Consider the following 25,291-nt stretch of genomic DNA (forward strand, 5'->3'; position numbering starts at 1 on the left):
TTCCCTTGAGAACCGTGGAAGACCACCACGTTGATAGGCCGGATGTGGAAGTGCAGTAATGCATGTAGCTTACCGGTACTAATCGTTCGATTGGCTTGATTGCTCTCATTTTCAGTGTCCATAGGGTCGTGAAGACCCAGACCAGAATGAATGAGAGGCGCTAGTCGCCAAACAAAGATCGCTTGCTTCGTTTTCTTGTCCTTCGCCGGCCTGGTGGTTTTAGCGAAGAGCCTCAACCCGATCCCATCCCGAACTCGGCCGTTAAACTCTTCAGCGCCAATGGTACTATGGCTTAAGCCCTGGGAGAGTAGGTCGCTGCCAGGCCTGCAAAGGACAAGAAATCTTCCTCTTTCGATGTAAGAATTCAGAACGCCGCTTCGGGAAACCGAGGCGGCGTTTTTCTTTGTGCCATCGTCTTCGAAAACGTCCGGTGCCAGCCGGCTTTCCGCGGGCCTCGCCACTGGCATCGCGCATTGCGATCGACCACCGACATGCTGGCGTCCTCAGTCGCGCGCACCAGCACCGAGCTCGGCGAAATCCTCCAGACAGAACGCGTTGACACCGAGATGATCCGGCGCGGCGCGCATGCAGCGAAGCGTGTGGATGCCGCAGCGGTAGCAGAAGCAATGTTTGGCGCGCTGCGTATTCCATTCGTGGACCGACAAGAGATCCTCGCCGCCTCCACCGTGAGCGCGCGATTGTGCACCTTGGTCATCCGTGTTCTTCCGCCGGCACAGTGAGCAGTCACACGTCGTCATCTCCGCGATTTCTGACACGAGGCTGAACGTCGCCGCGCCCGCAATGGCGGGACTCTCGATAGGTCAGCATGCACGTCTCTCAGGAGAACGCGATCGTCGAGACAGGCTGGCCGTACATCGGATGGATTGCATGCCGAACAATGTTTGGTGATCTCCGAGGGCACCACAGGGTTGTGATCATTCAGCCATGATCGGCCGCTAGCAGAGCGAGCGGAGTTCATACGGAGTTCATTTCGAGTTCCCTAGCGTTCGATCGCCAAGGGCTTTCGCTCCACGACAAACCTGCCCCTTCACGAGGAGACCTCCATGCCAGCATTGCTTCGTCCCGCTCTCACCGCGTTCGGCGTCGCGTGCCTTCTGTCCGCAGCATCGCTCGCCTCGTCCAGCTCCGCATTCGCGCAAGCCAAACAGCAGGCCGCGCCGGCACAACAGACAGCACCGGCCCCGCAGGCCGCGCCCGCTCAGGCTCCGGCTCTCAAGCAGATCGCGCTGACCGACAAGCAGCTCGATGGCGTGCTTGCTGCGCAAAAGGACATGGACGCGATCACGGAGAAACTCCCTGAAAACACCGCGCCCGACCAGAAGGTGATCGCGCAGCTCGACGGCGTCGCCAAGAAGCACGGCTTTGCCGGCTATGACGACTACAACAACGTCGTCGACAACATCAGCCTCGTGATCGGCGGCTTCGATCCCGGGACCAAGAAATATGTCGGCCCCGAAGCCGTGATCAAGGCGCAGATCGCGCAGCTCCAGGCCGACAAGAAGATGCCGGCCAAGGACAAGAAGGAAGCGCTCGACGAGCTCAACGAGGCGCTGAAGACGCCGGCACCGACAGTCGAGAACAAGGCCAACATCGATCTCGTCGCCAAGTACTACGACAAGCTGGTCGCCGCGCTCGGGGACGATGAGAACTGAAGACGCTACTGGGGCCTCGAATCTGCGACGCTTGCGCGGCAAGGATGACACGCCGCAAGCCACAACCTCCACTGTCATGCTCCGCGAAAGCGGGGCATCCAGTACGCCGCAGCGGATGTTGTGAGAGCGAGCCCTCTCATGCCGGCCTCTGGAATACTGGATCGCCCGGTCGAGCCGGGCGATGACACCGCTGATGTGGGCTCGACCTCGCGGCCAACTCGGAAAAGTTGCAGCCGCGCCCAACACCAAAAAGCCCCGGAGACATCTCCGGGGCTTTTGTCGTTTCACGCCTCGCAGCGCGACGCAGTTACGTCCGCGTCCGCATCCGCATCATGAAGCTGTCGAAGCTGAGTTCTGCCACCTGCATCCAGGCAAGCGAGTCGGCCCGATAAGCGGTGAGACTCGAGTACATCTTGCCGAAATGGGGATTGGTCTTGGCGAGATCAGCGTAGATCTCGTTGGCCGCACCGTAACAGGCTTCGAGCACCTCCTGCGGGAAGGGCTTGAGGATCGCGCCGGCGGCGATCAGCCGCTTGAGCGCGGGCGGATTGACCGAGTCGTACTTGCCGGTCACCCAGGTGAAGGTATCGAGCGAGGCCGCCGAAATCGCTGCCTGATAATGTTTCGGCAGCGCATTCCACTTCTCGAGATTCATGATGTTGTGGCCCTGGCCGGTGCCTTCCCACCAGCCCGGATAGTAGTAGTACTTCGCGACCTTCACGAAGCCGAGCTTCTCGTCGTCATAGGGGCCCACCCATTCGGCCGCGTCGATCGTGCCCTTCTCCAGCGCGGGATAGATGTCGCCGGCCGCGATCTGCTGCGGTACGCCACCAAGCTTCGAGATGATGGTGCCGGCGAACCCGCCGACGCGGAATTTCAAGCCCTTGAGGTCGTCGACGGTCTTGATCTCCTTGCGAAACCAGCCGCCCATCTGGGCACCGGTCGAACCCGTGGGAACGCCGATCGCATTATGCTCCTTCAGAAGATCGTTGAGCATGTCCTGGCCGCCGCTCCACATCAGCCAGGAGATATGCTGGCGCGTGTTGAGACCGAACGGCAGCGACGTGCCGAAGGTGAATGCCGGGTTCTTGCCCCAATAGTAATAGAGCGCAGTGTTGCCGATCTCGACGGTGCCGTTGGAGACGGCGTCGAGCACTTGCAGGCCCGGCACGATTTCGCCGGCAGCAAAGGGCTGGATCTGGAAGCGGTTGTCGGTGATCTCGGCGACGCGTTTGCAGAAATATTCGCAGCCGCCATACAGCGTATCGAGTGATTTTGGCCAGCTCGCCGCCAGCCGCCATTTCACCTCGGGCATCGATTGTGCAACGGCCGGCGCGGCAACTGCAGTCGCGGCCAGGCCCAGCCCGCCTGCCGTCAGAAACTTACGACGTTCCATGTAGTCCCTCCCTGTCATGTCTAGTCCTCGACGAGGGATCGCGATCTTGTCGTCGCTTTGTCTTCGCCGGTGGCCGACGTTTTATTGCGTCCGAAATTCTATGTTCCCGGATCGAGGTGCAGGATGACCAAAGGGGAAGCGCAAATCAAGCGCACTTTGGTTGCGCTATCGTCGCTGCCGTTCAATGCTGCGCTGCGAACGCGGCTTCCATGGCCTTTCGAACCTTCACCGTCTCGTTGCCGGCGTCGAACTCGACGTCGTTCCAGTGCACCACGGCGCCGTGTGCGACGTCGTGTTTCAGCTTCAGGCGATGCGCAAGACCGATCGGCAGCGCGCCGGCCTTCAGGCTGGCCGCCGCCGGTACCAGCTTGCCCCACACGGTGTAGCCGCCTTCGCCGTCCAGCATCTCGCCCGCGCGCAGATTGCGCTTGGCGACCGCCGCGACGTCGCCTCGGAAGCCGCTGGCCTGGCCGGTCGGCTCGCCGCGCAGCGCGGCCGACAGCACCGAGATGTTCAGCTCGAGCCCGATCAAATGATAGGGCTTGTACATTGCGGCAAAGCGTCCGCTGGCATCGGTCTTGAGGCCGTATTGCCTGAAGCAGTCGGCGGCGTAGTCGTTCGGCGCCTCCAGCACGACATAGACGCCCCAGCGCAGGTCGCGAAACACCGGCCGTCCGTCGCGCTCGAGCGAGGACACGACCTCCACCAGGCCAGACCGATCCAGCACGCCACCGCGCGAGCGCGGCCGCATGATGTGCGGGAGGTCGTCGACGCCGCAGGGCGGAAACAGCAGGCCGTCCGCGGGCACGTCGAGGGCGCAGGCATTGGCGATCGCAGCCATCTCGATCGCCGATTTGGTGCCATCGAGGAAGGAGTTGAACATCTGCGGATTCATGCCGGCCGACTGCGCTTCGCCTGCGGTGAGGCCGTAATGCTGCCAGACGCCGTCCGGTGTGACGTCATGATAGGCCGGCAGGTATTTTGTCCCCTTGCCGGCAGCGACGACGCGAAAGCCGGTGGCGCGGGCCCAGTCGACCATCTCGGCAGTCAGCGCCGGCTGGTCGCCATAGGCGAGCGAATAGACCACGCCCGCCTTGCGCGCTTCCTCGGCGAGCAGCGGACCTGCCAGCACGTCGGCCTCGACGTTGACCATCACGATATGCTTGCCCGCCGCGATCGCGGCGCGCGCATGGCGGATGCCGACGGCGGGATTGCCGGTCGCCTCCACCACCACGTCCATCGCGCCGCCGGCAATGGCGCGCGCGCCGTCATCGGTGAAGACGGTTGCGGCGATCCGCTCAGAGCTCCAGCCGACCGTGCGGCAGGCCTCACGTGCGCGCTCGCGGTCGATGTCGACGATGATGGGCACCTCCAGCCCCGGCGTGTGCGGCACCTGCGCCAGAAACATCGAGCCGAACTTGCCCGCACCGATCAGCGCAACACGGACAGGCTTGCCGGCGGACGCGCGGGCCTGGAGGAGGCGAAAGAGGTTCATGGGGGATTGTCCTGGTAATGATCGTGTCCCGGACGCGATGCAACGCGTAGCGTTGCTGCGCAGAGCCGGGACCCAGAGAAACTATCCGTATGGCATGGGCCCCGGCTCTGCAGCGCATCACTGACGTGCTGCGCTGCGTCCGGGGCACGAGAGTATCTCTACTCCGCGGCCTGCCGTGGCGCACGTGCGAGGCGCAGCAGCGCGTCGTCGTCCACCGTCTTGATCGGGGCGAAGTCGCGATGCGCGATGTAGTCCGGCCGCGTGGGGTTGCGGATGTGGTTCGAGACCGCGTTCAGCGTCAGGTACACGATCTTGCGCGGGAAGGGCGTGATGTTGCCGGCCGAGCCGTGCACGAGATTGCCGTGGAACATCAACATGCCGCCGGGCTTGCCGGTCGGCGCCACGATGCCGCCCTGCGCGACCAGACGCGTCACGGTCGCCTCGTCCAGCGTCCACAGCGGATAGGAGGTGGTGGCGAGGTCGTGCGAGGCTTCGAGATCGCCGGCGTTCTGGCTGCGCGGCACCAGCATCAGAGGCCCGTTGATCGGCATCACCTCGTCGAGGAAGATCGCGATGTTCATGGCGCGGGGCTCCGGCATGCCGTCGTCGCGCTTCCAGGTGCCGTAATCCTGGTGCCATTGCCAGACATCGCCGGTGAAGGCCGATTTCGCGTTGATCTTGAACTGGTGCATGTAGACGGACTCGCCGAACAGCTGCTCGACCGGGTCGATCATGCGCGGATGTGCGCCGAGGAGGCCGAACGCCTCATTGTAAAGATGCGCGGCAAAAGCCGTGCGCGGCGCGCCGCTCTTCTCGCGCCAGACTTCGGGACGGTTGGCGTCGTAGATGCCGACCGCCTCTCGCGCCAGCAGATCGACCTCCTCCTGATTGAACAGCTCGGGCAGGAACAGCCAGCCCTCGCGGTGGAAGAACTCCAATTGCTCCTGAGACAGTCTCATGGGTCGTTTCCTCCTGTTTTGTTTATTTGTTGTTTCGCCGTTCCGGGGCGGTCCGCAGGACCGAACTCCGGTGCGCAATTGCGCACCGTAGTCGCGCGTCGCGCGTCCGGAATGACAGGGCAAATCGCTACGCCGCCGCTTCCTCCGTCGCCCTCAATCTCTCCTCAGTCATCCGTCCCGCCGTCTGTGCATGCGCCAGCGCGGCGGCTTCAGCCGCCTTCACGTCGCCCGCGAGAATGTGTCCGGCGATATCGGCATGCTCGGCCCAGGCGCTGCCGCGGTAGTCGAGCTCCGACAGCACCATCGCCATCGAGCGGCGCATGTGCGGCCATTGCGGCGCGATCGTCTCCTCGATCACGGGATTGCCGGCGAGCTGATAGATCGCGCGGTGAAAATCCACGTCGAGCACGATCAGTTCAGTGAGTGTCGTGTTGCGGTCGATGCCGCGCCCCGCGGCGAACGCAGCCTCCAGCCGTGCGCGTCCTGCCGCGTCGCTGGCGGCGCGCTTCGCCGCAAGCCGCGCGGCCAACGCGTCGATCGCGCCGCGCACCTCGTAGAGTTGGCGGATGCGCGCGGGATCGAGCTGGGTGACCTCAAAGCCGCGCCGTCCGCTCTCGGCGACCAGACCCTGGCGGTGCAGCAGATGCAGCGCATGCGAGACAGGCTGGCGCGACACGCCGAGCTTGTCGGCGAGCTCGTTCTGGCGGATGCGCTGGCCGGGCTGAAGCGTGCGGTCGGAGATCGCCTCCAGGATCCGGGCATAGACTTGGTCGATCAGGTTCGGGAGCGGGTCGAGAGGGATCACGCCGGCAGCTCCTGCGATGGAATACGGAATTCCGTATTCGAAGGTATCGCGGGAGGGGGATGGCGTCAAGATGGACTGCCCGCCCACGCCCAGGGCGCCCGCACAGCTTCCCTAAGCCATTGATATCGCTATGCCCGTCTACTGTGCATGGGGTTGTTTTCGCGGAAAAACCTCCGCCTCAACCCTCCAGCACCTCCACCTCCAGCGCGGCGATCCCTTCCGCATCGGCCAGCGCCTCGATCCCGGCAATGCGCTCGTCCTTGAACGTCACACGCAGCGCGATGCGCAGCTGTCCGCCGAGGATGACGGCAACGCCGATCTCGCCGTCAACCAGTGCCGTCCGCGCGGCCTGGGCGCGGCCCTTGTAGAGCTGTGCGACCGCATCCGCGCCCCGGATCTCCGGTAGCGTGCCGAGCCGCACCGCGGCCTGATCGGCGCGGAAGACGACGTCTGGATCGAGCACGGCGAGCAGCCCCTCGAAATTGCCCTCGCGCGACGCCTTGAGGAAAGCATCGACGATTCCGCGCTGGCGCGACAGGTCGGTCTCGGGCACCGGCGCCCCCTGCACGCGCCGCCGGGCCCGGCTCGCAAGCTGTCGCGACGCGTCGACCGAGCGGCCGACGATCGGCGCGATCTCCTCGAAGGGCACCGCGAACATATCGTGCAGCACGAAGGCGAGCCGCTCCGCCGGCTGCAAAGTCTCGAGCACGACGAGCAGCGCCGCGCCAACGGAATCGGCCATCTCCGCCTCGCGCTCCCGCGTTTCGTCGACCGGCTCCGGCACATGCGGGCCCATCGGCTCTTCCTTGCGCGACTTCCGCGCGCGCAGCATGTCGAGGCAGATGCGCGCGACCACGGTCGTCAGCCAGCCGCGCAAATTCGCGACGTCGGACATGTCGTAGCGGCTGACCCGCAGCCAGGCTTCCTGCACGGCATCGTCGACCTCCGCGCCGGAGCCCAGCATCCGGTAGGCGACCGCGTGCAGATGGTCTCTGCTGGCCTCGAACTGGTGGCTGAGAAAATCGTCTTCGAAGTTTTTTTCGGTCATCGGTCACATTCCCTCGTCGCGATCCGTCATGCCCATGACGAAGCCAATCCGGCCGATGTGACCGGAACCTTCGAAATTCGAGCGATGGAGACGAAAAAGATGCACGCCCGCATGAATCACCCTGTCATGGTCCTCCCCGAGGCCCTGAATGTCCTGCAGTCCCTCGGCAATCTGACCAAGCAGGGCCTGCCGGAAAAGCTCCTGGAACTGGTGCACCTGCGCGCCAGCCAGATCAACGGTTGCAGCGTCTGCGTCGACATGCATCCCAAGATCGCCCGCAAGCTCGGTGAGACCGACGAGCGTCTGTTCGCCGTGTCCGCCTGGCGCGATGCGCCCTATTTCACTGACGCCGAGCGCGCCGCGCTGGCGCTGACCGAGGCCGTCACGCGCCTCGCCGATCGCGAGGACCCGGTGCCGGATGCGATCTGGAACGAGGCCGCCAAGCATTTCGACGAGCGCGAGCTCGCAACGCTGATCCTCTCGATTGCCACCATCAATGTCTGGAACCGGCTGAATGCAACGATCAAGATGCCGGTGGGTGTTTGGAAGGTGTGAGGTCTTCACCTCTCCCCGCTTGCGGGGAGAGGGGGCACTTACTCCGCCAGGAACTTGCTCACCACCTCGCCGAACTCCAGTGGGGCCTGCTCGAACATCCAGTGGCCGGCGTTCGGAATCACTGCCGTCCGGCTGCCCGTGATGTGCTCGGCCAGCACGCGCCACATCACGGAGAGGCTGCCCGTGGTGGCTCCGCCGCCGATCAGCAGCGTCGGCGTCCGGATCGCCTGCGCATCGCTGAGCGTGTAGGGCTTGCGCTGCTCGTTGATCTGGCCGAGGAACGTCAGCGCATTGTCGCGCAGCTGCTGCTTTGCCGCTGCCGGCACGCGCCGCCACGAGCCGTCACCCTGGATGCCCTCGTAGAAATTCTGCAGCGCGCTCTCGATATCGCCGGCACGGATCATCTCGACCGAGCGCGCCGTGCGCGCGGCCAGCGGCGGATGCGCGGGCGTGCCTTCCGGCAACGGCAGGGATGCGTCGAGATCGCCGCCCGGCTCGGCCAGCACCAATTTTCGCAGCAGATCAGGCCGCGCCTGCGCCACGCGAAAGGCGATGTGTCCGCCGCGCGAATGGCCCATGAGATCGACGGGGCCGGGCTGCACCTGCTCGATGAAGGCAATCGTGTCGGCAACGTGCTGCGCCATCTTGTAGTCGTCTCCGGCCGCGTCCCAATGCTCGGGGAAGAAATGCCGCAGGCTGACCGAGATCATGCGATGGGATTTCGAGAGCGGGCCGAGCACCGAATACCAGGTGCGGAAATCACCCAACGTGCCGTGCACGCAGACCAGCGGACGACCCTCTCCGACTTCGAGATAGGCCATGTCGTAACCGTTGACGTGGAATGTCTGCATGATCAGCTCGCCAGAAAATCCAGGACGACTTCGGAGTATTTCTGCGGCGCCTGCTCGAACATCGGATGCGTCGCGTTCGGGATGATCGCGGTCTTCGAATAGGGCACATGCGCAGCGAGCGCATGCAGCACCTTCGGCAGCAGGCCCTTGGTCCGTGCGCCCAGGATGAACAGCGTCGGCATCTTGATCGCCTCCGCATCCGCCTTGGAGAACGGCGGACGGTTGTCGCGGACCTGGCCGATCAGCGTATAGGCATTATCGCGCAAATTCTGCTTCACCAAAGCCGGCAGCCGCGGCCAGGTGCCGGCGCCTTCCAGCGTGTCGACGAACACGGCGAGGCCGCCATCGACATCGCCCGCGGCGATCTTTTCGGCCGAGGCCATGAAGCGCGCCAGCAGCGGCGAGGGCCCGCCGGCATAGTCGGGGTCGAGGCTCGCATCGAGTTCGCCCCCGGGTTCGGCGAGGATCAGCCGCCGCAGCAGATCCGGCCGCCGTTGCGCCACGCGGAAGCAGATGTGTCCGCCGCGGGAGTGACCCATCAGGTCGACGGGCCCGAGATCGAGCTCCTCGATGAAGGCGATGACATCGTCGACGTGCTGGGCGATCGAGTAGGTGTCGCCGATGCCGTCCCATCGCGCCGGGAAGAAGTGCCGCAGGCTGACAGCGATCACCCGGTGCCGCTGGGTCAGCGGGCCGAGCACGCAGCCCCAGACCCGGAAATCGTTGAGCGAACCGTGCACGCAGACCAGCGGCGTCCGGCCGCTGTCCTCGCCCACGTCGAGATAGGGCATGTCGTATCCGTTGACGTGGAGGCTTTGCATTCAGGGCTCGCGAAGGGATTGGAACTCCTGTGCAAGATTCCCGGAAACCGGGTGGATCGCAACTATTTCCAAGCCTAGATTTAGCCCGAGATCACATTGGGGGCATGCGACGGCAACGCAAGCCAGGAACCAAGCCATGACCGACCAGCATTTCGCCCTGTTCGACACCAGGATCGGCCTCTGCGCCATCGCCTGGGGCCCGCGCGGCATCAACGGCACGCAATTGCCGATGGGCGGCGAGCAGAAGATCCGCACCCGCATCAGCCAGCGCCATGGTGATGCCGTTGAGGCCGAGCCGACCGCCGAGGTGCAACAGGCGATCGACCGCATCGTCAAGCTGCTCGCGGGCGAGCCTGACGACCTCACCGATATCGAGCTCGATCTCGACGGCGTGCCCGAGTTCAACCGCGGCGTCTACGAGATCGCCCGTGCCATCCCGCCCGGCAAGACCCTCACCTATGGCGACATCGCCAAGCAGCTCGGCGGCGTCCAGCTCTCGCGCGACGTCGGCCAGGCGCTCGGCCACAATCCGTGCCCGATCGTGGTGCCATGCCATCGCGTGCTGGCTGCCGGCAACAAGCCCGGCGGTTTCTCGGCCAACGGGGGCGTCGTGACGAAGCTGAAGATGCTCGAGATCGAAGGCGCGCTGGTGAACCACACGCCGAGTTTGTTTGATTGAGGCGGCTTGCGCTGACTTCGTAGGATGGGCAAAGCGGAAGCGTGCCCACCATCTCGTCGTAACATGGAAAGGTCGTGGGCACGGCGCTTCGCGCCTTTGCCCACCCTACGAGACCTCCGCTAAATCTTCGCCGCCGTCTTCGGCCAATACTTATCGCGCAGGTGCCGCTTCACCAGTTTGCCTGTGGGCGTGCGCGGCAGCTCCGCTTCGAAATCGATCGAACGCGGGCACTTGATGGCGGAGAGGCGGCCCTTGCAATAGGCGATCAAATCGGCCTCGAGCGCCTTGCCGGCACGATTCATGTCGTGCGGCTGCACCACCGCCTTCACCTCTTCACCCATCTCCTCGTTCGGCACGCCGAACACCGCAACGTCGGCGACGTCGGGGTGGGTGATCAGTACGTCCTCGGTCTCCTGCGGGTAGATGTTCACGCCGCCCGAGATGATCATGTAGGACTTGCGGTCGGTGAGATAGAGGAAGCCCTCCTTGTCGAGATAGCCGACATCGCCGAGCGTCGACCATCCTTTCGCGTTGTAGGCCTTCTTCGTCTTCTCGGGGTCGTTGTGATAGGTGAACGCGGGCGCGTCGGCGAAATAGACCGTGCCGATCTCGCCGAGCGGTTGCTCCTCGTCGTTCTCGTCCAAGATCTTGATCTTGCCGACCACGGCGCGGCCGACGCTGCCGCGATGCTCGAGCCATTGTTGCGAGCTGCAGACGGTGACGCCATTGCCTTCCGAGCCGGCGTAATACTCGATCAGGATCGGCCCCCACCATTCGATCATCTTCACTTTCACGTCGACGGGGCAGGGGGCAGCGGCGTGGATCGCACCCTTGAGCGTGGCGACGTTGTACTTCGCGCGGACCTCGTCCGGCAGCTTCAGCATGCGCACGAACATGGTCGGCACCAGCTGCGACTGCGTCACCTTGTATGTCTCAACCAGCTTCAGGAATTCCTCGGCATCGAAATGCTCCATGATGATGGAGGTGCCGCCGAGCACGATCGCCATCATGTTGAAGCGCAACGGAGCTGCGTGATAGAGCGGCGCCGGTGACAGGTAAGTGCTTTCGGTGTTCATGCCGCACATGTCGGCGCAGAGCACCTTCAGAAGCGGATTCGGCATATCGATGGTCTTGCCTTCAAACGCCTTCTTGACGCCCTTGGGCCGGCCGGTGGTGCCGGACGAATAGAGCATGTCGTAGCCGGCGACCTCGTCGGCGATCGGCGTGATCGGCTGCGCGGCGGCCTCCTTGTCGTAGGAGCGGAAGCCGGGCAGCGGGTCGTCCATCATGTAGAAGATCGGCTCGCCGGCGGCGCCCTTGATCAGGCCCTTGATCTGGTCGGCGCATTTCGGCGTCGTGATCACGACCTTGGCGCCGCAATCGGCGATAATGTAGTCGATCTCGTCCTGCTTCAAATAGCGGCTGATCGCTGTGTAATAGAGCCCGCTCCGCTGCGCGGCCCAGCAGAGCTCCATGAAGGCGAGGCGGTTCTCCATGAGAAGCGCGATGTGGTCGCCGGCCTTGAGGCCGAGCGAGCGGAACAAATGCGCGCCCTGGTTCGAAAGCTCGTCGAGCTCGCGATAGGTGATCGCCTTGCCGGTCCCGGCCATCTGGTAGGCGATCTTGTCGGGCGTGGTGCGGGCGTGGACGGAGGGGTGGGTCATGACGTTTCCTCAAGACGCGAATGGCGAGTAGCGAGTGGCGAATAGGGGAGAAGGGTAACCGCTCTTCGCCTACTCACCATTCGCTACTCGCCACTCACTACTCCCTTTTGTTCTTCTTACAGCCGCTCCACGATCGTCACGTTGGCCATGCCGCCGCCTTCGCACATGGTCTGCAGGCCGTAGCGCTTGCCGCGTTGATGCAGAGCGTGAACCAGCGTCGTCATCAGCTTGGTGCCGGAGCCGCCGAGCGGATGGCCGAGCGCGATGGCGCCGCCGTTGACGTTGAGGCGGTCAGGATCGGCCCCGGTGGTCTTGAGCCAGCCGGTCGGCACCGAGGCAAAGGCCTCGTTGACCTCGAACAGGTCGATGTCGCCGATCTTCATGCCGGCCTTCTCCAGCGCGCGCTTTGTGGCGTGCAGCGGTGCGTCCAGCATGATCACGGGATCGCCGCCCGTCATGGTCATGTGATGGATGCGCGCCAGCGGTGTGACGCCGAGCTGCTTGAGGCCACGCTCGTTCACCACCATGACGCCGGAGGCGCCGTCGCAGATCTGGCTGGCGCTGGCCGCGGTCAGCTTGCCATTCTCGGCGATCAGCTTGACGCCCTTGATACCCTCGAGCGTGGCATCGAAGCGGATGCCTTCGTCGATGTGGTGGGTGTCCTTGCTGCCGTCGGCGCGGGTGATCTCGAGCGGCACGATCTCCTTCTTGAAGTGGCCGGCTTGAGTTGCAGCGATCGCGCGCTGATGGCTGTTGAAGGAGTATTCGTCGAGATCATTCTTCGACAGGCCGTACTTCTCGGCCATCATCTCGGCGCCGGTGAACTGGCTGAACACGATGTTCGGATAGCGCTGCTCGATGCCCGGGCTCTTGTAATTGCCAAAGCCATTCTTGGCGGGAAGCTGCGAGGACAGCCCCATCGGCACGCGCGTCATCGATTCCACGCCGGCGGCAATCACGACGTCCATGGTGCCGGACATCACCGCTTGCGCGGCAAAGTGCAGCGCCTGCTGCGAGGAGCCGCACTGGCGGTCGATCGAGGTGCCCGGCACGCTCTCCGGCAGCTTCGAGGCCATGATCGCGTTGCGCGCGACATTGTTGGACTGCTCGCCGACCTGCATCACGCAGCCCATGATCACGTCCTCGACCAGCGCAGGATCGACCTTGGTGCGGTCGACCAGCTCGTCCAGCACCTTTGCGGCGAGGTCGGCCGGATGCCAGCCGGCGAGACGGCCCCCCTTGCGCCCGCCCGCGGTACGCGCAGCGGCGACGATGTAAGCCTCGGCCATGTCGGTTTCTCCCTGAATTCTTGATTGGGTCGGTTGTCGGGGCGGATTTAAGGGACGTAAGATGATTTAGTCAATCGATCAATTAATTCTTGTGATGAGCCGCTGCTTGGGCTTATCTGCGCCCCGTCTCGACGCGCACTCAGGGAACTCCGTGACTACCAGCGTACCGAACAGGCTCCCCAGCGGAAAAAATTCCACGGCAGAGAAATTGCTCGTGGCCGCGAGCGAGCTGATGATCGAACGCTCCTCGATCGAGATTTCGCTCAGCGACATCGCGCAGAAGTCGGGCGCCAACGCCGCGTTGGTCAAATATCACTTCGGCAACAAGGACGGCCTGTTGCTGGCACTGCTCGCGCGGGATGCCGCGACCGAGATGTCCAATCTCGAATATCTGCTGGCACAGCCGATTACGGCAACCGCGAAGCTCAAGCTGCATATCGGCGGCATCATCCGCGCCTACTACCGGTTCCCCTATATGAACCGGCTGATCCACTATCTCCTGCACGAGACCAACACGGCCTCCGCTGACGAAGTGTCGAAATTCTTCGTGGCGCCGCTGCTCGACTTTCACCGCCGCCTGCTCGCCGAAGGCGTCAGCCAGGGCGAGTTCCGCGCCACCGATCCGGTGCTGTTCTACACCAGCCTGATCGGAGCCTGCGATCATCTGTTCTTTGGCCGGCACGCGATGTCTCGCGCGACCGGCGTCGGCCCGGTCACCGACGACGTCTGCCGGCAATATATCAAGCACATGGAAACGCTGATCTGCGGGGGCATCCTCACGCAAGTCGAGGAAGCTGCCGCGGCCGGATGATCCGGCCGCAACTCTCGAGTCTAGAGAAGAAACGTCCAAGGAAAGGTAGCCTGTCATGGAATTGAAAGACGTAGCCGTTCTCATCACCGGCGGTGGTTCGGGCCTCGGCGAGGCGACCGCCCGCGCTATGGCGGCCAAGGGCGCCAAGGTCGGCGTGATCGACCAGAACAAAGAGAATGCCGAGAAGGTCGCGGCCGAGGTGAAGGGCGTCGCGCTCCATGCCGACGTCACCAGCGAAGAGCAGATCAAGGCCGCGATCGCCAAGGCGGAAGCCGCGCATGGCGTTGCCCGCGTGCTGATGAACTGCGCCGGCATCGGCGGCTCGCAGCGCATCGTCGGCCGCGACGGCGTCTATCCGCTGGAAAAGTTCGCGCGCATCATCAACGTCAATCTGATCGGCACCTTCAACTGCCTGCGGCTGTTCGCCGAGCGCCTTGTCACGATCGAGCCAGTCGGTGAAGAGCGCGGCGTCATCATCAATACGGCCTCGGTTGCCGCTTACGAAGGCCAGATCGGCCAGATCGCCTATTCGGCCTCGAAGGGCGGCGTCGTCGGTTTGACTTTGCCGGCCGCGCGCGATCTCGCCAGCCAGAAGATCCGCGTCAACACCATCGCGCCCGGCCTGTTCTTCACGCCGCTGCTGATGGGGCTGAACGAGGAGGCTCGCAAGAGCCTGGGCGCGCAGGTGCCGCATCCCTCTCGTCTCGGCGATGCCAAGGAATACGGCTCGCTCGCCGTGCACATCGTCGAGAATCCGATGCTCAACGGCGAGACCATCCGCCTCGACGGTGCCATCCGCATGGCGCCGAGGTAGCTCTCTTCCCTTCTCCCCTTGCGGGAGAAGGTGGCGCGAAGCGCCGGATGAGGGGTCTCTATTCGCGGAGACAGACCCCTCACCCAAACGAATTCCGGGCTAGCGACGTACATGCCCTCTCCCACAAGGGGAGAGGGCGCAATAACCGCCACTCAAAGAGCGGATCCAGGAGCGCCCCCATGTCCCAACCGCTGCTGATCGAGCATGACGACGGCGTCGACCGGGTGACGCTCAATCGGCCCGAGCACCTCAACGCGCTCGATCCCGCGCTGATCGATGCGCTCAACGTTTATTTCCAGGGCCTCCAGCGTAACCGCGACACGCGCGTCGTCGTGCTCCGGGGCGCTGGTAAGAATTTTTGTGCGGGCCTTGATCTCAAGGCTGCGATGGCCCGCCGTGCCGGCCAGCAGGAGCCGCCTGGCGTCACGGAGTCGCTGGACTCGCAGCGGCGTATCGCCGACATCGTGATGCTGATGCGGCGTTGCCCGCAGCCGATCCTGTCGCTGGTGCAGGGCGCGGCGGCCGGCGGCGGCTTTGCGCTGGCGCTCGCCTCCGACATTCGCATCGCGACGAAGTCGGCGCGGATGAACTGCGCCTTCATCAAGCTCGGCCTCGGCGGCTGTGACATCGGCACCAGCTATTTCCTGCCGCGGCTGGTCGGCGTGTCCGTGGCGTCGGAGCTGATCCTCACCGGCCGGTTCATCGGCGCCGAGCGCGCGCTGGCGGTCGGGCTGGTCTCGGAGGTCGTCGACGAGGACAAGCTCGACGCCGCGGCTGAGCCTTATGTCGACGCAATGATGACGGCTTCGCCCGTCGGCCTGCGTCTGTCCAAGGAATGCCTCAACATGAGTGTCGACGCGGGATCGCTGGAGGCCGTTATCGCCATGGAAGATCGCAACCAGGTCCTGTGCAGCCGTTCCGAGGAATTTTCGGAAGGCATCAGGGCCTTCCTTGAGAAGCGAAAGCCTGTCTATATCAAGCGCTGAACGAGAACGATCCGCAAAGGACGATAATTCCGGGAGACGCAAAATGAGTGGAAGCGCGGCGGCTGTGATGACGAAGCCCGCCTTTCGCAAGATCGAGTGGCTCGCGCGCGACATCGACGTCGAGCGCCGCGACGACGGCACGGTAGTGCTGAAGTCGCGCATTCCGCTACAAGCTTACGAGACGCACATCCCGGCGTCGCTGGCCAAATGGGCGAAGGAAGCGCCCGAGCGCATCTGGCTCGCCCAGCGCGGTGGCGCGAACCGCGCATGGCGCAAGGTATCCTATGGCGAAGCCAAGCGCACCGTGGATGCGCTGACCCAAGGCCTGCTCAAACTCGCTCTCGATGGTCGCCCCGTTGCGATCCTCTCCGGCAATTCGATCGAGCATGCGCTGATGACGCAGGCCGCGATGCAGGCGCGCGCACCAGCGGCGCCGGTGTCGCCGGCCTACTCGCTGATGAGCCACGATCACGTCAAGCTGAAGTACCTGTTCGACCTGATCAAACCGGCCGTGGTGATGGTGCAGGACGGGCCGACGTTCGAGAAGGCGCTCAAGGCGATCGATCTCACCGGCGTCACGGTGGTTCACGTCGGGCGTCCCTGTGACGGTATTAAGAGCGTCAGCTTTGCCGAGCTTGCGGCAACGCCGGTAACCGCCGATGTCGATGCGTCGATCGCGAAGATCACGCCGCAGACGGTCGGAAAACTGCTTTTCACCTCCGGCTCGACCGGCATGCCCAAGGCCGTCATCAATACGCAGGAGATGATGTGCGCCAATGCGGCGATGATGATGCAGGTGCGGCCGCGCTCGGCTGATGGCCCTGTTGCGACCATGCTGGACTGGATGCCGTGGAATCACACCATGGGCGGCAACGCGGCGTTCCACCCGATCCTGGTCGATGGCGGCACGCTCTATATCGACGACGGCCGGCCGATGCCGGGCCAATTCGAGGAGACGCTGCGAAACCTGCGCGAGATTTCGCCGACCTACTACGCCAACGTGCCGGCCGGCTATGCGGCGCTCGCCGCCGCCATGGAGAAGGACGATGCGCTCTGCCGCTCCTTCTTCAAGAACCTCTCGATCATGGCCTATGGCGGCGCGCGCCTGCCTGACGATCTCTACGACCGCATGCAGGCCCTCGCGGTGAAGACCACCGGCGAGCGCATCGTGTTCTACACCGGCTGGGGTTCGACCGAGACCGCGCCGACCTCGACCGGCACCTATTGGGACACCGAGCGCGTCGGCCTGATCGGCCTGCCATTCCCCGGTGTCGAGCTGAAGATGGTGCCGTGCGGTTCGAAATACGAATTACGCCTGCGCGGCGTCAACGTCACGCCGGGCTATTTCGGCCAGCCTGATCTCACCAAGAAGATGTTCGACGAGGAGGGCTATTACTGCATCGGCGATGCCGGCGTTTTCGTCGACGATGCCGATCCGGTGAAGGGCATCATCTTTGCGGGACGTGTGGTCGAGGATTTCAAGCTCACCACCGGCACCTTCGTGCATGTCGGCTCACTCCGCACCGATGCCATCGCCGCAGCGACGCCTGTCGTGCACGACGCGCTGGTCGCGGGGCAGGACCGGGCCTTCATCGGCCTGCTCGCCTGGCCAAACCTGCACGCCTGCCGGCAACTTGTCGGCAACGCCGATCTCAGCTTCGAGGACGCAGTGAAGCATCCCGAGGTGATCGCCTGCTTCAGGCGTGGGTTGGAGGCTCACAACCGGGACTGTGAAGGCGCCAGCAGCCGCATCATCGCGCGCGCCATGTTGATGGTCGAGCCGCCCTCGATCGACGGCAACGAGCTCACCGACAAGGGTTACATCAACCAGCGCGCCGGCCTCGAACGCCGCTCGCCGCTGGTCGAGCGGCTCTATGCCGAGAAGCCGGATGAAGGTGTGATCGTGTTGCGATGAAGACGGTAGGATGGGTAGAGCGCAGCGAAACCCATCATTCTTGCTCAGACAATCGATGGGTATCGCTTCGCTCCACCCATCCTACAGAACAGCAATAATAGGGTAGCCCGCCATGAACTTCGACTTCTCTGACGACCAGAAGCAGCTCCGCGATCAGGCGCGCAAATTCCTCACCGAAAAATGCTCGCCGAAGGCGGTGCGTGTGGTGCTCGACGGCAAGGCTCCCTACGACAAGGAGCTGTGGAAGGGCCTCGCCGAGATGGGCTTCCTCGGCGTCGCAATCCCCGAGGAGTTCGGCGGTGCCGGCGCCGGCCATCTCGAGCTCTGCGTGATCGCCGAGGAGATGGGCCGCGCGAACGCGCCGGTGCCGTTCTCGTCCACCGTGTATCTCGCCGCCGAAGCGCTGCTGATCGCCGGCAGCGACGCGCAGAAGAAGAAATGGCTGCCAGCGATTGCCTCGGGCGAGGCGATCGGCACGCTGGCGCTGTTCGAGGGCAAGGGCAATCCGGCGCCGAACAACGTCAAGCTCACCGCTGCGAACGGCGTGCTCACCGGCGTCAAGAAGCCGGTCCCCGATGGTGCGATTGCCGACTTCGCGGTGGTTGCCGCGCGGATCGGGTCGAGCGGCCGCGACAGCGACATCTCGCTGTTCCTGGTTGATCTCAAAGCCGGCGGCGTCGAGGTGAAAAGCCTCACCAATCTCGATCCGACCCGCGGGCAGGCCGAGATCACCTTCAAAGACTGCAAGGCTGAGCCACTGGGAGCTGCCGGCGAAGGCTGGAGCATCCTCACCCAGGTGCTCGATCGCGCCGCGGTGCTTTGCGCGTTCGAGCAGGTCGGCGGCTCCGACCGCGCGCTGGAGATGGGGCGCGACTACGCGCTCGACCGCATCGCCTTCGGTCGCCAGATCGGCTCGTTCCAGGCGGTGAAGCACATGCTCGCCGACATGTATGTGTCGGCGACGCTGGCGCGCTCCAACAGCTATTACGGTGCCTGGGCGCTCTCGACCAACGCAGCTGAATTGCCGGAAGCCGCGGCCGCCGCGCGCATCAGCGCGACGCAGGCGTTCCAGCACTGTGCCAAGAACAACATCCAGGTTCATGGCGGCATGGGCTTCACCTGGGAGTTCGACTGCCACATGTACTACCGCCGCGCCAACGCCATGGCGCTCGGCCTCGGCAGTCTCAGCTATTGGGAAGATCAGCTGATCGACCGCATGCGGAAGAAGAATGCGGCGTGATGATGGATGCGTAGGATGGGTAGAGCGCAGCGAAACCCATCACCATACGAAGATTGAAAGAGATGGGTTTCGCTGCGCTCTACCCATCCTACGAGATGAACGGCGCGGCCGAGGACTGAGACCATGAACTTCGACGACACCCCGCAGGAAGCCGAATTTCGCGCCACCGCCCGCGCCTGGATCAGCGCCAACGCGCCAAAGCAATACGAGGACGAGCTGCGCAAATCCTCGCTCGGCCGCACTGCGCTCAAGAGCGCTGACATTCTCGAGGTCGCGAAAGCCTGGCAGAAAAAGAAGGCGGATGCCGGCTGGGCTTGCCTGCACTGGCCGAAGGAGTATGGCGGGCGCGGCTCATCGCCGATCGAGCGCGTGATCTGGCAGCAGGAAGAAGGTCCCTTTGGCCAACTCTCCCGCATGTTCATCATCGGCCACGGCATGTGCGGGCCGACCATGATGGCATTCGCGCGCGAGGAGCATAAGCGCACTTATCTGCCGCCGCTGGCCTCGGGCGAAAAGGTCTGGTGTCAGCTGTTCTCCGAGCCCGCCGGCGGCTCCGACGTTGCGGGCCTGCGCACACGTGCCGAGAAGGACGGCGACGACTGGGTCATCAACGGCCAGAAGATCTGGACCTCGGGCGCGCATTATTCCGACTACGGCATCTTGCTGACCCGTACCGATCCCACCGTGCCCAAGCACAAGGGCCTCACCATGTTCTTCCTGGACATGAAGAGCCCCGGCGTCGAGGTGCGGCCGATCAAGCAGGCCAGCGGCGCCTCCGACTTCAACGAGGTCTATTTCACCAACGTCCGCATTCCCGATCATCAGCGCCTCGGCGAGGTCGGCGATGGCTGGAACGTTTCGCTGACCACGCTGATGAATGAGCGCAGCGCGATCGGCGCGGCCGTCTCGACCGGTTTCCCGGAGCTGTTCGAGTATTGCTCCAGCCTGATGCTCGACGACGGTCCGGCGATCGAGGATCGCGCGGTGCGCTCGAAGCTGGCGAACTGGGCGGTGAAGGCGAGCGGGCTGAAATACACCAGCATGCGCGCGATCTCGGCGCTGTCGAAGGGCGAACGGCCGGGGCCGGAGAATTCCATCGGCAAGCTGGTGGCGGGCTCGATGATCCAGGATGTCGCGACCTACGCGCTCGATTTGCAAGGCGCGAGCGGGGTGATCAGCGGCGAGGATGCCGAGCTCGCCGGCCGTTTCCAGGCGATGCTGCTGCGTGCGCCCGGCACCCGCGTCGAAGGCGGCACCGACGAGATCATGCGCAACATCATCGCCGAGCGGGTGCTGGGCCTGCCCGGCGATATCCGTGTCGACAAGGACGTGCCGTTCAACAAGATCCCGACGAAGGGAAGAGGCTGATCGTGTCCCGGACGCGGTGCGGCACGAAGGGCCGCTCCGCAGAGCCGGGACCCAGAAGGCTACAATGGGCCCCGGCTCTGCAGCGCACCGCTTCGCGCTGCGCCGCGTCCGGGGCACGAGAGAGGAGAGCTCGAAGATGAATTTCGATGACACCCCGCAGGAAGCCGCATTCCGCGCTACCGCGCGCCAATGGGTCGACGCCAATGCGCCGAAAGAGCTGCACGTCGAGCTGTCAAAATCCTCGCTCGGCCGCATTCGGCTTGCCAAGCAAGATATCGTCGAGGTCGGCAAGGCCTGGCAAAAGAAGAAGTTCGAAGGCAATTGGGCCTGCCTGCACTGGCCGAAGGAGTATGGCGGCCGTGGCGCGACGCCGATCGAGAAGGTGATCTGGCAGCAGGAAGAGGGCGTCTACGGCAAGCTGACGCAGCCGTTCCAGATCGGCGAGGGCATGTGCGGTCCGACCGTGATGGCGTTCGGCAGCGAGGATGCCAAGCGCCGCTATCTGCCGAAGCTGGCCTCGGGCGAGGAGATCTGGTGCCAGCTGTTCTCCGAGCCGTCCGCCGGTTCGGACGTCGCAGGCTTGCGCACCCGCGCGGAGAAGAAAGGCGACAATTGGGTCGTCAACGGCCAGAAGATCTGGACCTCGGGCGCGCATTACTCCGACTACGGTCTACTGATCGCGCGGACCGATCCGAACGTGCCCAAGCACAAGGGCCTCACCATGTTCTTCCTGGACATGAAAAGCTCCGGCGTCGAGGTGCGACCGATCAGGCAGGCCAATGGCATGCAGGAGTTCAACGAGGTCTATTTCACTGATGTCGTGATCCCAGACAGCCAGCGGCTAGGGGCCGTCGGCGAGGGCTGGAGCGTCTCGCTGACCACGCTGATGAACGAGCGCATGTCGATCGGCTCGCGCCTTGCGACCGGCGTCCCGGAAATGTTCGAGTTCTGCTCCAATCTGATGCTGGAAGATGGCCTCGCGATCGACGATCCTGCGGTGCGTTCCAGGCTCGCGAGTTGGGCGGCGAAGTCGAGCGGGCTGAAATACACCAGCTATCGCACGATCTCGGCGCTGTCGAAGGGCGAGCGGCCGGGCCCGGAGAACTCGATCGGCAAGCTGGTCTCCGGCATGATGCTGCAGGACATCGCGACCTATGCCATGGACCTGCAAGGCGCGGCTGGTGTGCTCACCGGCAACGACGAGGAAACCGTGCAAGGCCAGTTTCAGCAGATGCTGCTGTCCTCGCCTTCGATGCGCATCGCCGGCGGCACCGACGAGATCCTGCGCAACATCATCGCCGAGCGCGTGCTGGGATTGCCCGGCGACATCCGCGTCGACAAGGACGTGCCGTACAACAAGATCCCGACCAAGGGGCGGTGATCTCACCTCTCGCTGCATCTCGTAGGGTGGGCAAAGCGAAGCGTGCCCACCATATGCAGATGCGCCGCAGCAAGTCTGTCGGTGGGCACGGCGCGATGCGCCTTTGCCCACCCTACGAGAAGAGCGCGAACTGAACCATGGACGCTACAGTCAAACAAAACGACCGCATCGGCGTGCTCGAAGAGCTCCTCAACGAGCGCTACTCCGTCCGCGCCTTCCTTCCCAAAGAGGTCGACCGCGCGACCATCGAGCATTTGCTGACCACCGCGCAGCGCACCGCGTCATGGTGCAACAGCCAGCCCTGGCAGGTGATCATCGCCAGCGGCGAGGCCAAGGAGCGCTTCCGCCAGCTGATCTACACGGAGGCTTCCGGCGGTCTCGGCGACGATTACGATTTCACGCCGCCGCGCGAGTATGTCGGTGTCTATCTGGAACGCCGCCGCGAGAGCGGCTTTCAGCTCTACAACACGCTCGGCATCGCCCGCGGCGACAGAAGCGCCTACGCCAGGCAGGCGCTGGAGAACTACAATTTCTTCGGCGCGCCGCATGTCGCCATCATTCACACCAACGAGCCGCTCGGCATCTACGGTGCGATCGATTGCGGCGCCTATGTTTCCAATTTCATGCTGGCCGCGCAGGCGCTCGGGCTCGGCACGATTCCGCAGGCGGCACTCGCGCGGCATTCCGGACTGATCCGCCGCCATTTCAATCTGCCCGACGATCGCCGCGTCGTCTGCGGCATTTCGTTCGGCTATGCCGACGACGCTCACAAGGTCAACAGCTACCGCACCTCGCGCGCCAGCGTGGCCGAGACCGTGACGTTCGCAGACGAGTGATCAAGCGGCGCAGCTCTGCGCCATCGTTATCAGACGCGCGCGAAGACGGCCGTGGAAACGGCCGCCTTCATCTTCATCTAAGTCCTTGAGGACGCCGGCCGTCAGCCGCCGCTGCCGCCGATCACGGCCCGCACGGTCTCGTCCGGGCCAAAATCCTCGGCGCCATCGACATAGAGCAGCGCGGCGAGCTTCGAGCGCGCGCGGTTGACGCGGCTCTTGATCGTGCCGACTGCACAGCCGCAGATCGAGGCCGCGTCTTCGTAGGAAAAGCCGGAGGCGCCGACCAGAATCAGCGCTTCACGCTGGTCCTGCGGAAGCTTGTCGAGCGCCGTGCGAAACTCCTCGAACTCAAGATGCGCGTTCTGCGACGGCTGTGTCTTCAGCGTCTTGGCGTAGTTGCCTTCAGCATCCTCGACCTCGCGCCGCCGCTTGCGATAGTCGGAGCGGAAAAGGTTGCGCAGGATCGTGAACAGCCATGCCGGCAGATTGGAGCCGGGCTGGAACGAGTCGATGTTGGCGAGCGCGCGGAGCAGCGTCTCCTGGACCAAATCATCGGCGCGATCCGCATTGCCGCTGAGCGAAATGGCGAACGCGCGCAGACTGGGCACGGCCGCCAGGATGTCGTTACGCAGGGAGTCCGTGAGAGGCATTAATCCCTCCCATTGTTGTCGTTGGATCCGCCTTCATGTCCCACGTGGGGTGTCGCTCCTGGCGCATCAAGCTTCTTGATCAGTTCTGCGAACCGATCTGGAACCCCTTGTCGCACCACATCATCATACATGGCGCGCAACTGGTGCCCGATCCGGGATTGTATCTCCGGAGTGAGGCCTCCCTTGCCGGGGGTCGTGCTTCTGCTGGCTTGAGACTTGAGATCTTTCATGACCTGTTCCACGTTTCCCCGAGTTAAGTGACTGTAAAATCGAGAGGTTTTCTCAACCGGGAGCCGTTCCCTGGATAGGCTCAATTCGAGGTTCGAGAAAAAGTTCCCGCTCAGACGGAACTTTTCTTGGCCTGAGGCGTAATCAGCCGAGCAGGGGAACCCGGGCCCCCCTCGGATTGCCTGGACGTCAAGGTTGGCCCGAAGATGAATGGAGTGGGGATGTCCCGTTCACAGCTTGTTGCTGAACACTTGCCCTTATTGCGCCGGTACGCACGCGCCCTGACGGGCAGCCAGGCCTCCGGTGACGCCTATGTCGCAGCCATGTTGGAAGCCATGCTGGGGGATCCCTCGGTGCTCGACGAGAGCCATGGGCCGCGCGCGGGCCTGTTCCGGCTGTTCACCCAGATCTGGAATTCGGTCTCCGTCAACGATGATTCCGAGGTGACGACCTTGCCGATGCCGCCCGAGCGTCGGTTGTCGAACATCACGCCGCTGCCGCGCCAGGCCTTCCTGCTGCTCTCGCTGGAGGGATTCTCGGAAGAGGAAGTCGGCTACATCCTCGGCACCGACGTCGCCGAGACGCGGCGGCTTGCGGATGCCGCCGGACGCGAGATGGCCGCCGAGATCGCCACCGATGTGCTGATCATCGAGGACGAGACCTTCATCGCCATGGACCTCGAGAGCCTGGTGAAGAATCTCGGCCACAACGTCGTCGGCGTCGCGCGCACGCATGCCGATGCGGTGGCGCTGGCCAAGAACAGGCGGCCCGGCCTGATCCTCGCCGACATCCAGCTTGCCGATGGCTCGTCGGGCCTCGACGCCGTCAACGAGCTGCTGCGCACCTTCGAGGTGCCGGTGGTGTTCATCACCGCGTATCCGGAGCGCTTCCTCACCGGCGAGCGGCCCGAGCCGGCGTTCCTGATCTCAAAACCGTTCCAGCCCGCGATGGTGTCGGCGGTGGCGAGCCAGGCGCTATTCTTCCAGCGCAACTCGCGCAACCGCGCGCCGAAGGCGCCAGCGGCTTAATAGAACTGGCCATTTGGCCAAGCGATCCGATCCGGCGTGCTGCAAGGCACGCCGGATTTTTCGTGTCGCCTGCCGTGCTTGACGTGCGTCGGCTACGCCGCTCATACCTCCTGCATTGATCCCAGCCGGAGATGTGCCCATGGACCAGCAACTCCTCGATCGCCTCGCCATTCGCGACCTCGTCGAGAACTGGGCGGTCTGGCGCGATGCCGGTGATTGGGAGCGCTTTGCCACGGTCTGGCATGAAGAGGGCTGGATGTCCGCCACCTGGTTTCAGGGGCCGGCGCGGGATTTCATGCGCGTCAGCCAGGAGGGGTTCGCCAGGGGCGTTCGCATCCTGCATTTCCTCGGCGGCACCAGCATCGATCTCGCGGGTGAGCGGGCCATCGCGCAGACCAAGATGACGATCTCGCAGCGTGCCCCCGTGCACGACGTGGTCTGCGACGTCGTCTGCACCGGGCGCTTCTACGATTTCCTGGAAAAACGACAGGGGCGGTGGGGCATTGTCCGCCGCCAGCCGATCTACGAGAAGGATCGGATCGACCCGGTCGATCCCGCAGCAGAGCTCCGCCTCGACCAGAAGGCGCTGGCCGCATTGCCCGAAGGCTATCGCCACCTCGCCTATATGCAGGAGCTGATCGGCTACAAGGTCAAGCGCGACATGCCGGGCCTGATCGGACCCGAGGTCGAGAAGCTCTATGGCGAAGGGCGCGACTGGCTGACGGGGAAGTGACCCCCAGAAAAAAGTAAGGCGCGACTGGCATCACCACAGTCGCGCCCTACGTCACCGGCTTATGGG

Annotated in this window: 25 protein-coding genes and 2 rRNA genes; 15 read left to right on the top strand and 12 right to left on the bottom strand. The window is 64.1% G+C overall.

The window, feature by feature from the left end; genetic code table 11:
- A 23S ribosomal RNA gene (locus GA0061098_RS38720) occupies positions 1-103 on the top strand; the annotation flags it as partial.
- A gap of 106 nt (positions 104-209) precedes the next feature.
- Positions 210-324: ribosomal RNA gene (rrf, locus tag GA0061098_RS38725) — 5S ribosomal RNA — on the top strand.
- 179 nt (positions 325-503) lie between these two features.
- Here rrf and GA0061098_RS45440 read toward each other — a convergent pair.
- On the bottom strand, positions 504-665 hold the full coding sequence (locus tag GA0061098_RS45440) for a GFA family protein (protein ID WP_165637890.1): 162 nt from the start codon (positions 663-665) through the stop codon (positions 504-506).
- Positions 666-1,064: 399 nt separating this feature from the next.
- On the opposite strand from GA0061098_RS45440, the gene GA0061098_RS38735 reads away from it, so the two are divergent.
- Positions 1,065-1,673, top strand: coding sequence for a hypothetical protein (locus GA0061098_RS38735; RefSeq protein WP_091966704.1), 609 nt, complete (start codon positions 1,065-1,067; stop codon positions 1,671-1,673).
- Between the two features lie 307 nt (positions 1,674-1,980).
- On the opposite strand, the gene GA0061098_RS38740 is transcribed toward GA0061098_RS38735, so the two are convergent.
- The 5 genes from GA0061098_RS38740 to GA0061098_RS38760 all read right to left on the bottom strand — a co-directional run bounded on the left by GA0061098_RS38740 (position 1,981) and on the right by GA0061098_RS38760 (position 7,376).
- Positions 1,981-3,069, bottom strand: a complete 1,089-nt coding sequence (locus GA0061098_RS38740; protein WP_091966705.1) for a TRAP transporter substrate-binding protein — start codon at positions 3,067-3,069, stop codon at positions 1,981-1,983.
- Between the two features lie 181 nt (positions 3,070-3,250).
- Positions 3,251-4,564: an NAD(P)H-dependent oxidoreductase gene (locus tag GA0061098_RS38745; protein WP_091966706.1), complete on the bottom strand. Its 1,314-nt coding sequence runs from the start codon at positions 4,562-4,564 to the stop codon at positions 3,251-3,253.
- Positions 4,565-4,722: 158 nt separating this feature from the next.
- On the bottom strand, positions 4,723-5,523 hold the full coding sequence (locus GA0061098_RS38750; protein WP_091966707.1) for a phytanoyl-CoA dioxygenase family protein: 801 nt from the start codon (positions 5,521-5,523) through the stop codon (positions 4,723-4,725).
- A gap of 127 nt (positions 5,524-5,650) precedes the next feature.
- The gene (locus tag GA0061098_RS38755) at positions 5,651-6,328 is read right to left on the bottom strand and encodes a GntR family transcriptional regulator (protein WP_091966708.1); all 678 of its coding nucleotides are present in this window, start codon (positions 6,326-6,328) and stop codon (positions 5,651-5,653) included.
- Between the two features lie 178 nt (positions 6,329-6,506).
- Positions 6,507-7,376: a sigma-70 family RNA polymerase sigma factor gene (locus GA0061098_RS38760; protein ID WP_091966710.1), complete on the bottom strand. Its 870-nt coding sequence runs from the start codon at positions 7,374-7,376 to the stop codon at positions 6,507-6,509.
- 99 nt (positions 7,377-7,475) lie between these two features.
- On the opposite strand from GA0061098_RS38760, the gene GA0061098_RS38765 reads away from it, so the two are divergent.
- Positions 7,476-7,931 (top strand): carboxymuconolactone decarboxylase family protein, encoded by a 456-nt coding sequence (locus GA0061098_RS38765; RefSeq protein WP_091966794.1) that lies wholly within the window; start codon positions 7,476-7,478, stop codon positions 7,929-7,931.
- Positions 7,932-7,969: 38 nt separating this feature from the next.
- On the opposite strand, the gene GA0061098_RS38770 is transcribed toward GA0061098_RS38765, so the two are convergent.
- Both GA0061098_RS38770 and GA0061098_RS38775 read right to left on the bottom strand, forming a co-directional pair.
- On the bottom strand, positions 7,970-8,782 hold the full coding sequence (locus GA0061098_RS38770) for an alpha/beta fold hydrolase (protein ID WP_091966713.1): 813 nt from the start codon (positions 8,780-8,782) through the stop codon (positions 7,970-7,972).
- 2 nt (positions 8,783-8,784) lie between these two features.
- Positions 8,785-9,603: an alpha/beta fold hydrolase gene (locus GA0061098_RS38775; RefSeq protein WP_091966715.1), complete on the bottom strand. Its 819-nt coding sequence runs from the start codon at positions 9,601-9,603 to the stop codon at positions 8,785-8,787.
- A 136-nt stretch (positions 9,604-9,739) separates the two neighbouring features.
- On the opposite strand from GA0061098_RS38775, the gene GA0061098_RS38780 reads away from it, so the two are divergent.
- The gene (locus GA0061098_RS38780; protein ID WP_091966717.1) at positions 9,740-10,282 is read left to right on the top strand and encodes a methylated-DNA--[protein]-cysteine S-methyltransferase; all 543 of its coding nucleotides are present in this window, start codon (positions 9,740-9,742) and stop codon (positions 10,280-10,282) included.
- 119 nt (positions 10,283-10,401) lie between these two features.
- Here GA0061098_RS38780 and GA0061098_RS38785 read toward each other — a convergent pair whose 3' ends face one another.
- Positions 10,402-11,946, bottom strand: a complete 1,545-nt coding sequence (locus tag GA0061098_RS38785; protein WP_091966719.1) for an acyl-CoA synthetase — start codon at positions 11,944-11,946, stop codon at positions 10,402-10,404.
- A gap of 116 nt (positions 11,947-12,062) precedes the next feature.
- Positions 12,063-13,235: an acetyl-CoA C-acetyltransferase gene (locus GA0061098_RS38790; protein WP_091966721.1), complete on the bottom strand. Its 1,173-nt coding sequence runs from the start codon at positions 13,233-13,235 to the stop codon at positions 12,063-12,065.
- A gap of 232 nt (positions 13,236-13,467) precedes the next feature.
- On the opposite strand from GA0061098_RS38790, the gene GA0061098_RS38795 reads away from it, so the two are divergent.
- The 8 genes from GA0061098_RS38795 (at position 13,468) to GA0061098_RS38830 (ending at position 22,586) form a co-directional block, all read left to right on the top strand.
- Positions 13,468-14,046 carry a TetR family transcriptional regulator gene (locus GA0061098_RS38795; protein WP_245323899.1) on the top strand — a complete coding sequence of 193 codons (579 nt, stop codon included), beginning with the start codon at positions 13,468-13,470 and terminating at the stop codon, positions 14,044-14,046.
- A 55-nt stretch (positions 14,047-14,101) separates the two neighbouring features.
- A complete protein-coding gene (locus GA0061098_RS38800; RefSeq protein ID WP_091966724.1) occupies positions 14,102-14,860 on the top strand; it encodes an SDR family NAD(P)-dependent oxidoreductase in 759 nt (252 codons plus the stop codon).
- A 179-nt stretch (positions 14,861-15,039) separates the two neighbouring features.
- On the top strand, positions 15,040-15,846 hold the full coding sequence (locus GA0061098_RS38805; RefSeq protein WP_091966725.1) for an enoyl-CoA hydratase/isomerase family protein: 807 nt from the start codon (positions 15,040-15,042) through the stop codon (positions 15,844-15,846).
- A gap of 43 nt (positions 15,847-15,889) precedes the next feature.
- A complete protein-coding gene (locus GA0061098_RS38810) occupies positions 15,890-17,761 on the top strand; it encodes an AMP-binding protein (protein WP_091966726.1) in 1,872 nt (623 codons plus the stop codon).
- Between the two features lie 112 nt (positions 17,762-17,873).
- Positions 17,874-19,001 (top strand): acyl-CoA dehydrogenase family protein, encoded by a 1,128-nt coding sequence (locus tag GA0061098_RS38815; protein WP_091966727.1) that lies wholly within the window; start codon positions 17,874-17,876, stop codon positions 18,999-19,001.
- A 123-nt stretch (positions 19,002-19,124) separates the two neighbouring features.
- The gene (locus tag GA0061098_RS38820; protein ID WP_091966728.1) at positions 19,125-20,369 is read left to right on the top strand and encodes an acyl-CoA dehydrogenase; all 1,245 of its coding nucleotides are present in this window, start codon (positions 19,125-19,127) and stop codon (positions 20,367-20,369) included.
- A gap of 136 nt (positions 20,370-20,505) precedes the next feature.
- Positions 20,506-21,750 carry an acyl-CoA dehydrogenase gene (locus GA0061098_RS38825; protein WP_091966796.1) on the top strand — a complete coding sequence of 415 codons (1,245 nt, stop codon included), beginning with the start codon at positions 20,506-20,508 and terminating at the stop codon, positions 21,748-21,750.
- A gap of 137 nt (positions 21,751-21,887) precedes the next feature.
- Complete coding sequence (locus GA0061098_RS38830) at positions 21,888-22,586, top strand: nitroreductase (RefSeq protein WP_091966729.1); 699 nt, start codon at positions 21,888-21,890, stop codon at positions 22,584-22,586.
- A gap of 101 nt (positions 22,587-22,687) precedes the next feature.
- Here GA0061098_RS38830 and GA0061098_RS38835 read toward each other — a convergent pair whose 3' ends face one another.
- Together GA0061098_RS38835 and GA0061098_RS38840 are read right to left on the bottom strand one after the other, a co-directional pair.
- Positions 22,688-23,236 (bottom strand): sigma-70 family RNA polymerase sigma factor, encoded by a 549-nt coding sequence (locus tag GA0061098_RS38835; protein ID WP_018316216.1) that lies wholly within the window; start codon positions 23,234-23,236, stop codon positions 22,688-22,690.
- Positions 23,236-23,466, bottom strand: a complete 231-nt coding sequence (locus GA0061098_RS38840) for a NepR family anti-sigma factor (RefSeq protein WP_026201628.1) — start codon at positions 23,464-23,466, stop codon at positions 23,236-23,238. The genes GA0061098_RS38835 and GA0061098_RS38840 overlap by 1 nt, the downstream gene beginning before the upstream one ends.
- Before the next feature lie 219 nt (positions 23,467-23,685).
- Here GA0061098_RS38840 and GA0061098_RS38845 point away from each other — a divergent pair, with 219 nt between their 5' ends.
- Positions 23,686-24,492 carry a response regulator gene (locus GA0061098_RS38845; protein ID WP_165637891.1) on the top strand — a complete coding sequence of 269 codons (807 nt, stop codon included), beginning with the start codon at positions 23,686-23,688 and terminating at the stop codon, positions 24,490-24,492.
- A gap of 139 nt (positions 24,493-24,631) precedes the next feature.
- Positions 24,632-25,225 (top strand): nuclear transport factor 2 family protein, encoded by a 594-nt coding sequence (locus tag GA0061098_RS38850; RefSeq protein ID WP_091966731.1) that lies wholly within the window; start codon positions 24,632-24,634, stop codon positions 25,223-25,225.
- Positions 25,226-25,291 lie beyond the last annotated feature (66 nt).

Source organism: Bradyrhizobium shewense (assembly GCF_900094605.1).
Taxonomy (GTDB): domain Bacteria; phylum Pseudomonadota; class Alphaproteobacteria; order Rhizobiales; family Xanthobacteraceae; genus Bradyrhizobium; species Bradyrhizobium shewense.

Bases quoted from the DNA above. Each gene is read 5' to 3' on its own strand.
- GA0061098_RS38735 (WP_091966704.1), top strand. From the start codon at position 1,065: ATGCCAGCATTGCTTCGTCCCGCTCTCACCGCGTTCGGCGTCGCGTGC.
- GA0061098_RS38740 (WP_091966705.1), bottom strand. From the start codon at position 3,069: ATGGAACGTCGTAAGTTTCTGACGGCAGGCGGGCTGGGCCTGGCCGCG.
- GA0061098_RS38745 (WP_091966706.1), bottom strand. From the start codon at position 4,564: ATGAACCTCTTTCGCCTCCTCCAGGCCCGCGCGTCCGCCGGCAAGCCT.
- GA0061098_RS38750 (WP_091966707.1), bottom strand. From the start codon at position 5,523: ATGAGACTGTCTCAGGAGCAATTGGAGTTCTTCCACCGCGAGGGCTGG.
- GA0061098_RS38760 (WP_091966710.1), bottom strand. From the start codon at position 7,376: ATGACCGAAAAAAACTTCGAAGACGATTTTCTCAGCCACCAGTTCGAG.
- GA0061098_RS38765 (WP_091966794.1), top strand. From the start codon at position 7,476: ATGCACGCCCGCATGAATCACCCTGTCATGGTCCTCCCCGAGGCCCTG.
- GA0061098_RS38770 (WP_091966713.1), bottom strand. From the start codon at position 8,782: ATGCAGACATTCCACGTCAACGGTTACGACATGGCCTATCTCGAAGTC.
- GA0061098_RS38775 (WP_091966715.1), bottom strand. From the start codon at position 9,603: ATGCAAAGCCTCCACGTCAACGGATACGACATGCCCTATCTCGACGTG.
- GA0061098_RS38780 (WP_091966717.1), top strand. From the start codon at position 9,740: ATGACCGACCAGCATTTCGCCCTGTTCGACACCAGGATCGGCCTCTGC.
- GA0061098_RS38785 (WP_091966719.1), bottom strand. From the start codon at position 11,946: ATGACCCACCCCTCCGTCCACGCCCGCACCACGCCCGACAAGATCGCC.
- GA0061098_RS38790 (WP_091966721.1), bottom strand. From the start codon at position 13,235: ATGGCCGAGGCTTACATCGTCGCCGCTGCGCGTACCGCGGGCGGGCGC.
- GA0061098_RS38795 (WP_245323899.1), top strand. From the start codon at position 13,468: ATGATCGAACGCTCCTCGATCGAGATTTCGCTCAGCGACATCGCGCAG.
- GA0061098_RS38800 (WP_091966724.1), top strand. From the start codon at position 14,102: ATGGAATTGAAAGACGTAGCCGTTCTCATCACCGGCGGTGGTTCGGGC.
- GA0061098_RS38805 (WP_091966725.1), top strand. From the start codon at position 15,040: ATGTCCCAACCGCTGCTGATCGAGCATGACGACGGCGTCGACCGGGTG.
- GA0061098_RS38810 (WP_091966726.1), top strand. From the start codon at position 15,890: ATGAGTGGAAGCGCGGCGGCTGTGATGACGAAGCCCGCCTTTCGCAAG.
- GA0061098_RS38815 (WP_091966727.1), top strand. From the start codon at position 17,874: ATGAACTTCGACTTCTCTGACGACCAGAAGCAGCTCCGCGATCAGGCG.
- GA0061098_RS38820 (WP_091966728.1), top strand. From the start codon at position 19,125: ATGAACTTCGACGACACCCCGCAGGAAGCCGAATTTCGCGCCACCGCC.
- GA0061098_RS38825 (WP_091966796.1), top strand. From the start codon at position 20,506: ATGAATTTCGATGACACCCCGCAGGAAGCCGCATTCCGCGCTACCGCG.
- GA0061098_RS38830 (WP_091966729.1), top strand. From the start codon at position 21,888: ATGGACGCTACAGTCAAACAAAACGACCGCATCGGCGTGCTCGAAGAG.
- GA0061098_RS38835 (WP_018316216.1), bottom strand. From the start codon at position 23,236: ATGCCTCTCACGGACTCCCTGCGTAACGACATCCTGGCGGCCGTGCCC.
- GA0061098_RS38840 (WP_026201628.1), bottom strand. From the start codon at position 23,466: ATGAAAGATCTCAAGTCTCAAGCCAGCAGAAGCACGACCCCCGGCAAG.
- GA0061098_RS38845 (WP_165637891.1), top strand. From the start codon at position 23,686: ATGTCCCGTTCACAGCTTGTTGCTGAACACTTGCCCTTATTGCGCCGG.
- GA0061098_RS38850 (WP_091966731.1), top strand. From the start codon at position 24,632: ATGGACCAGCAACTCCTCGATCGCCTCGCCATTCGCGACCTCGTCGAG.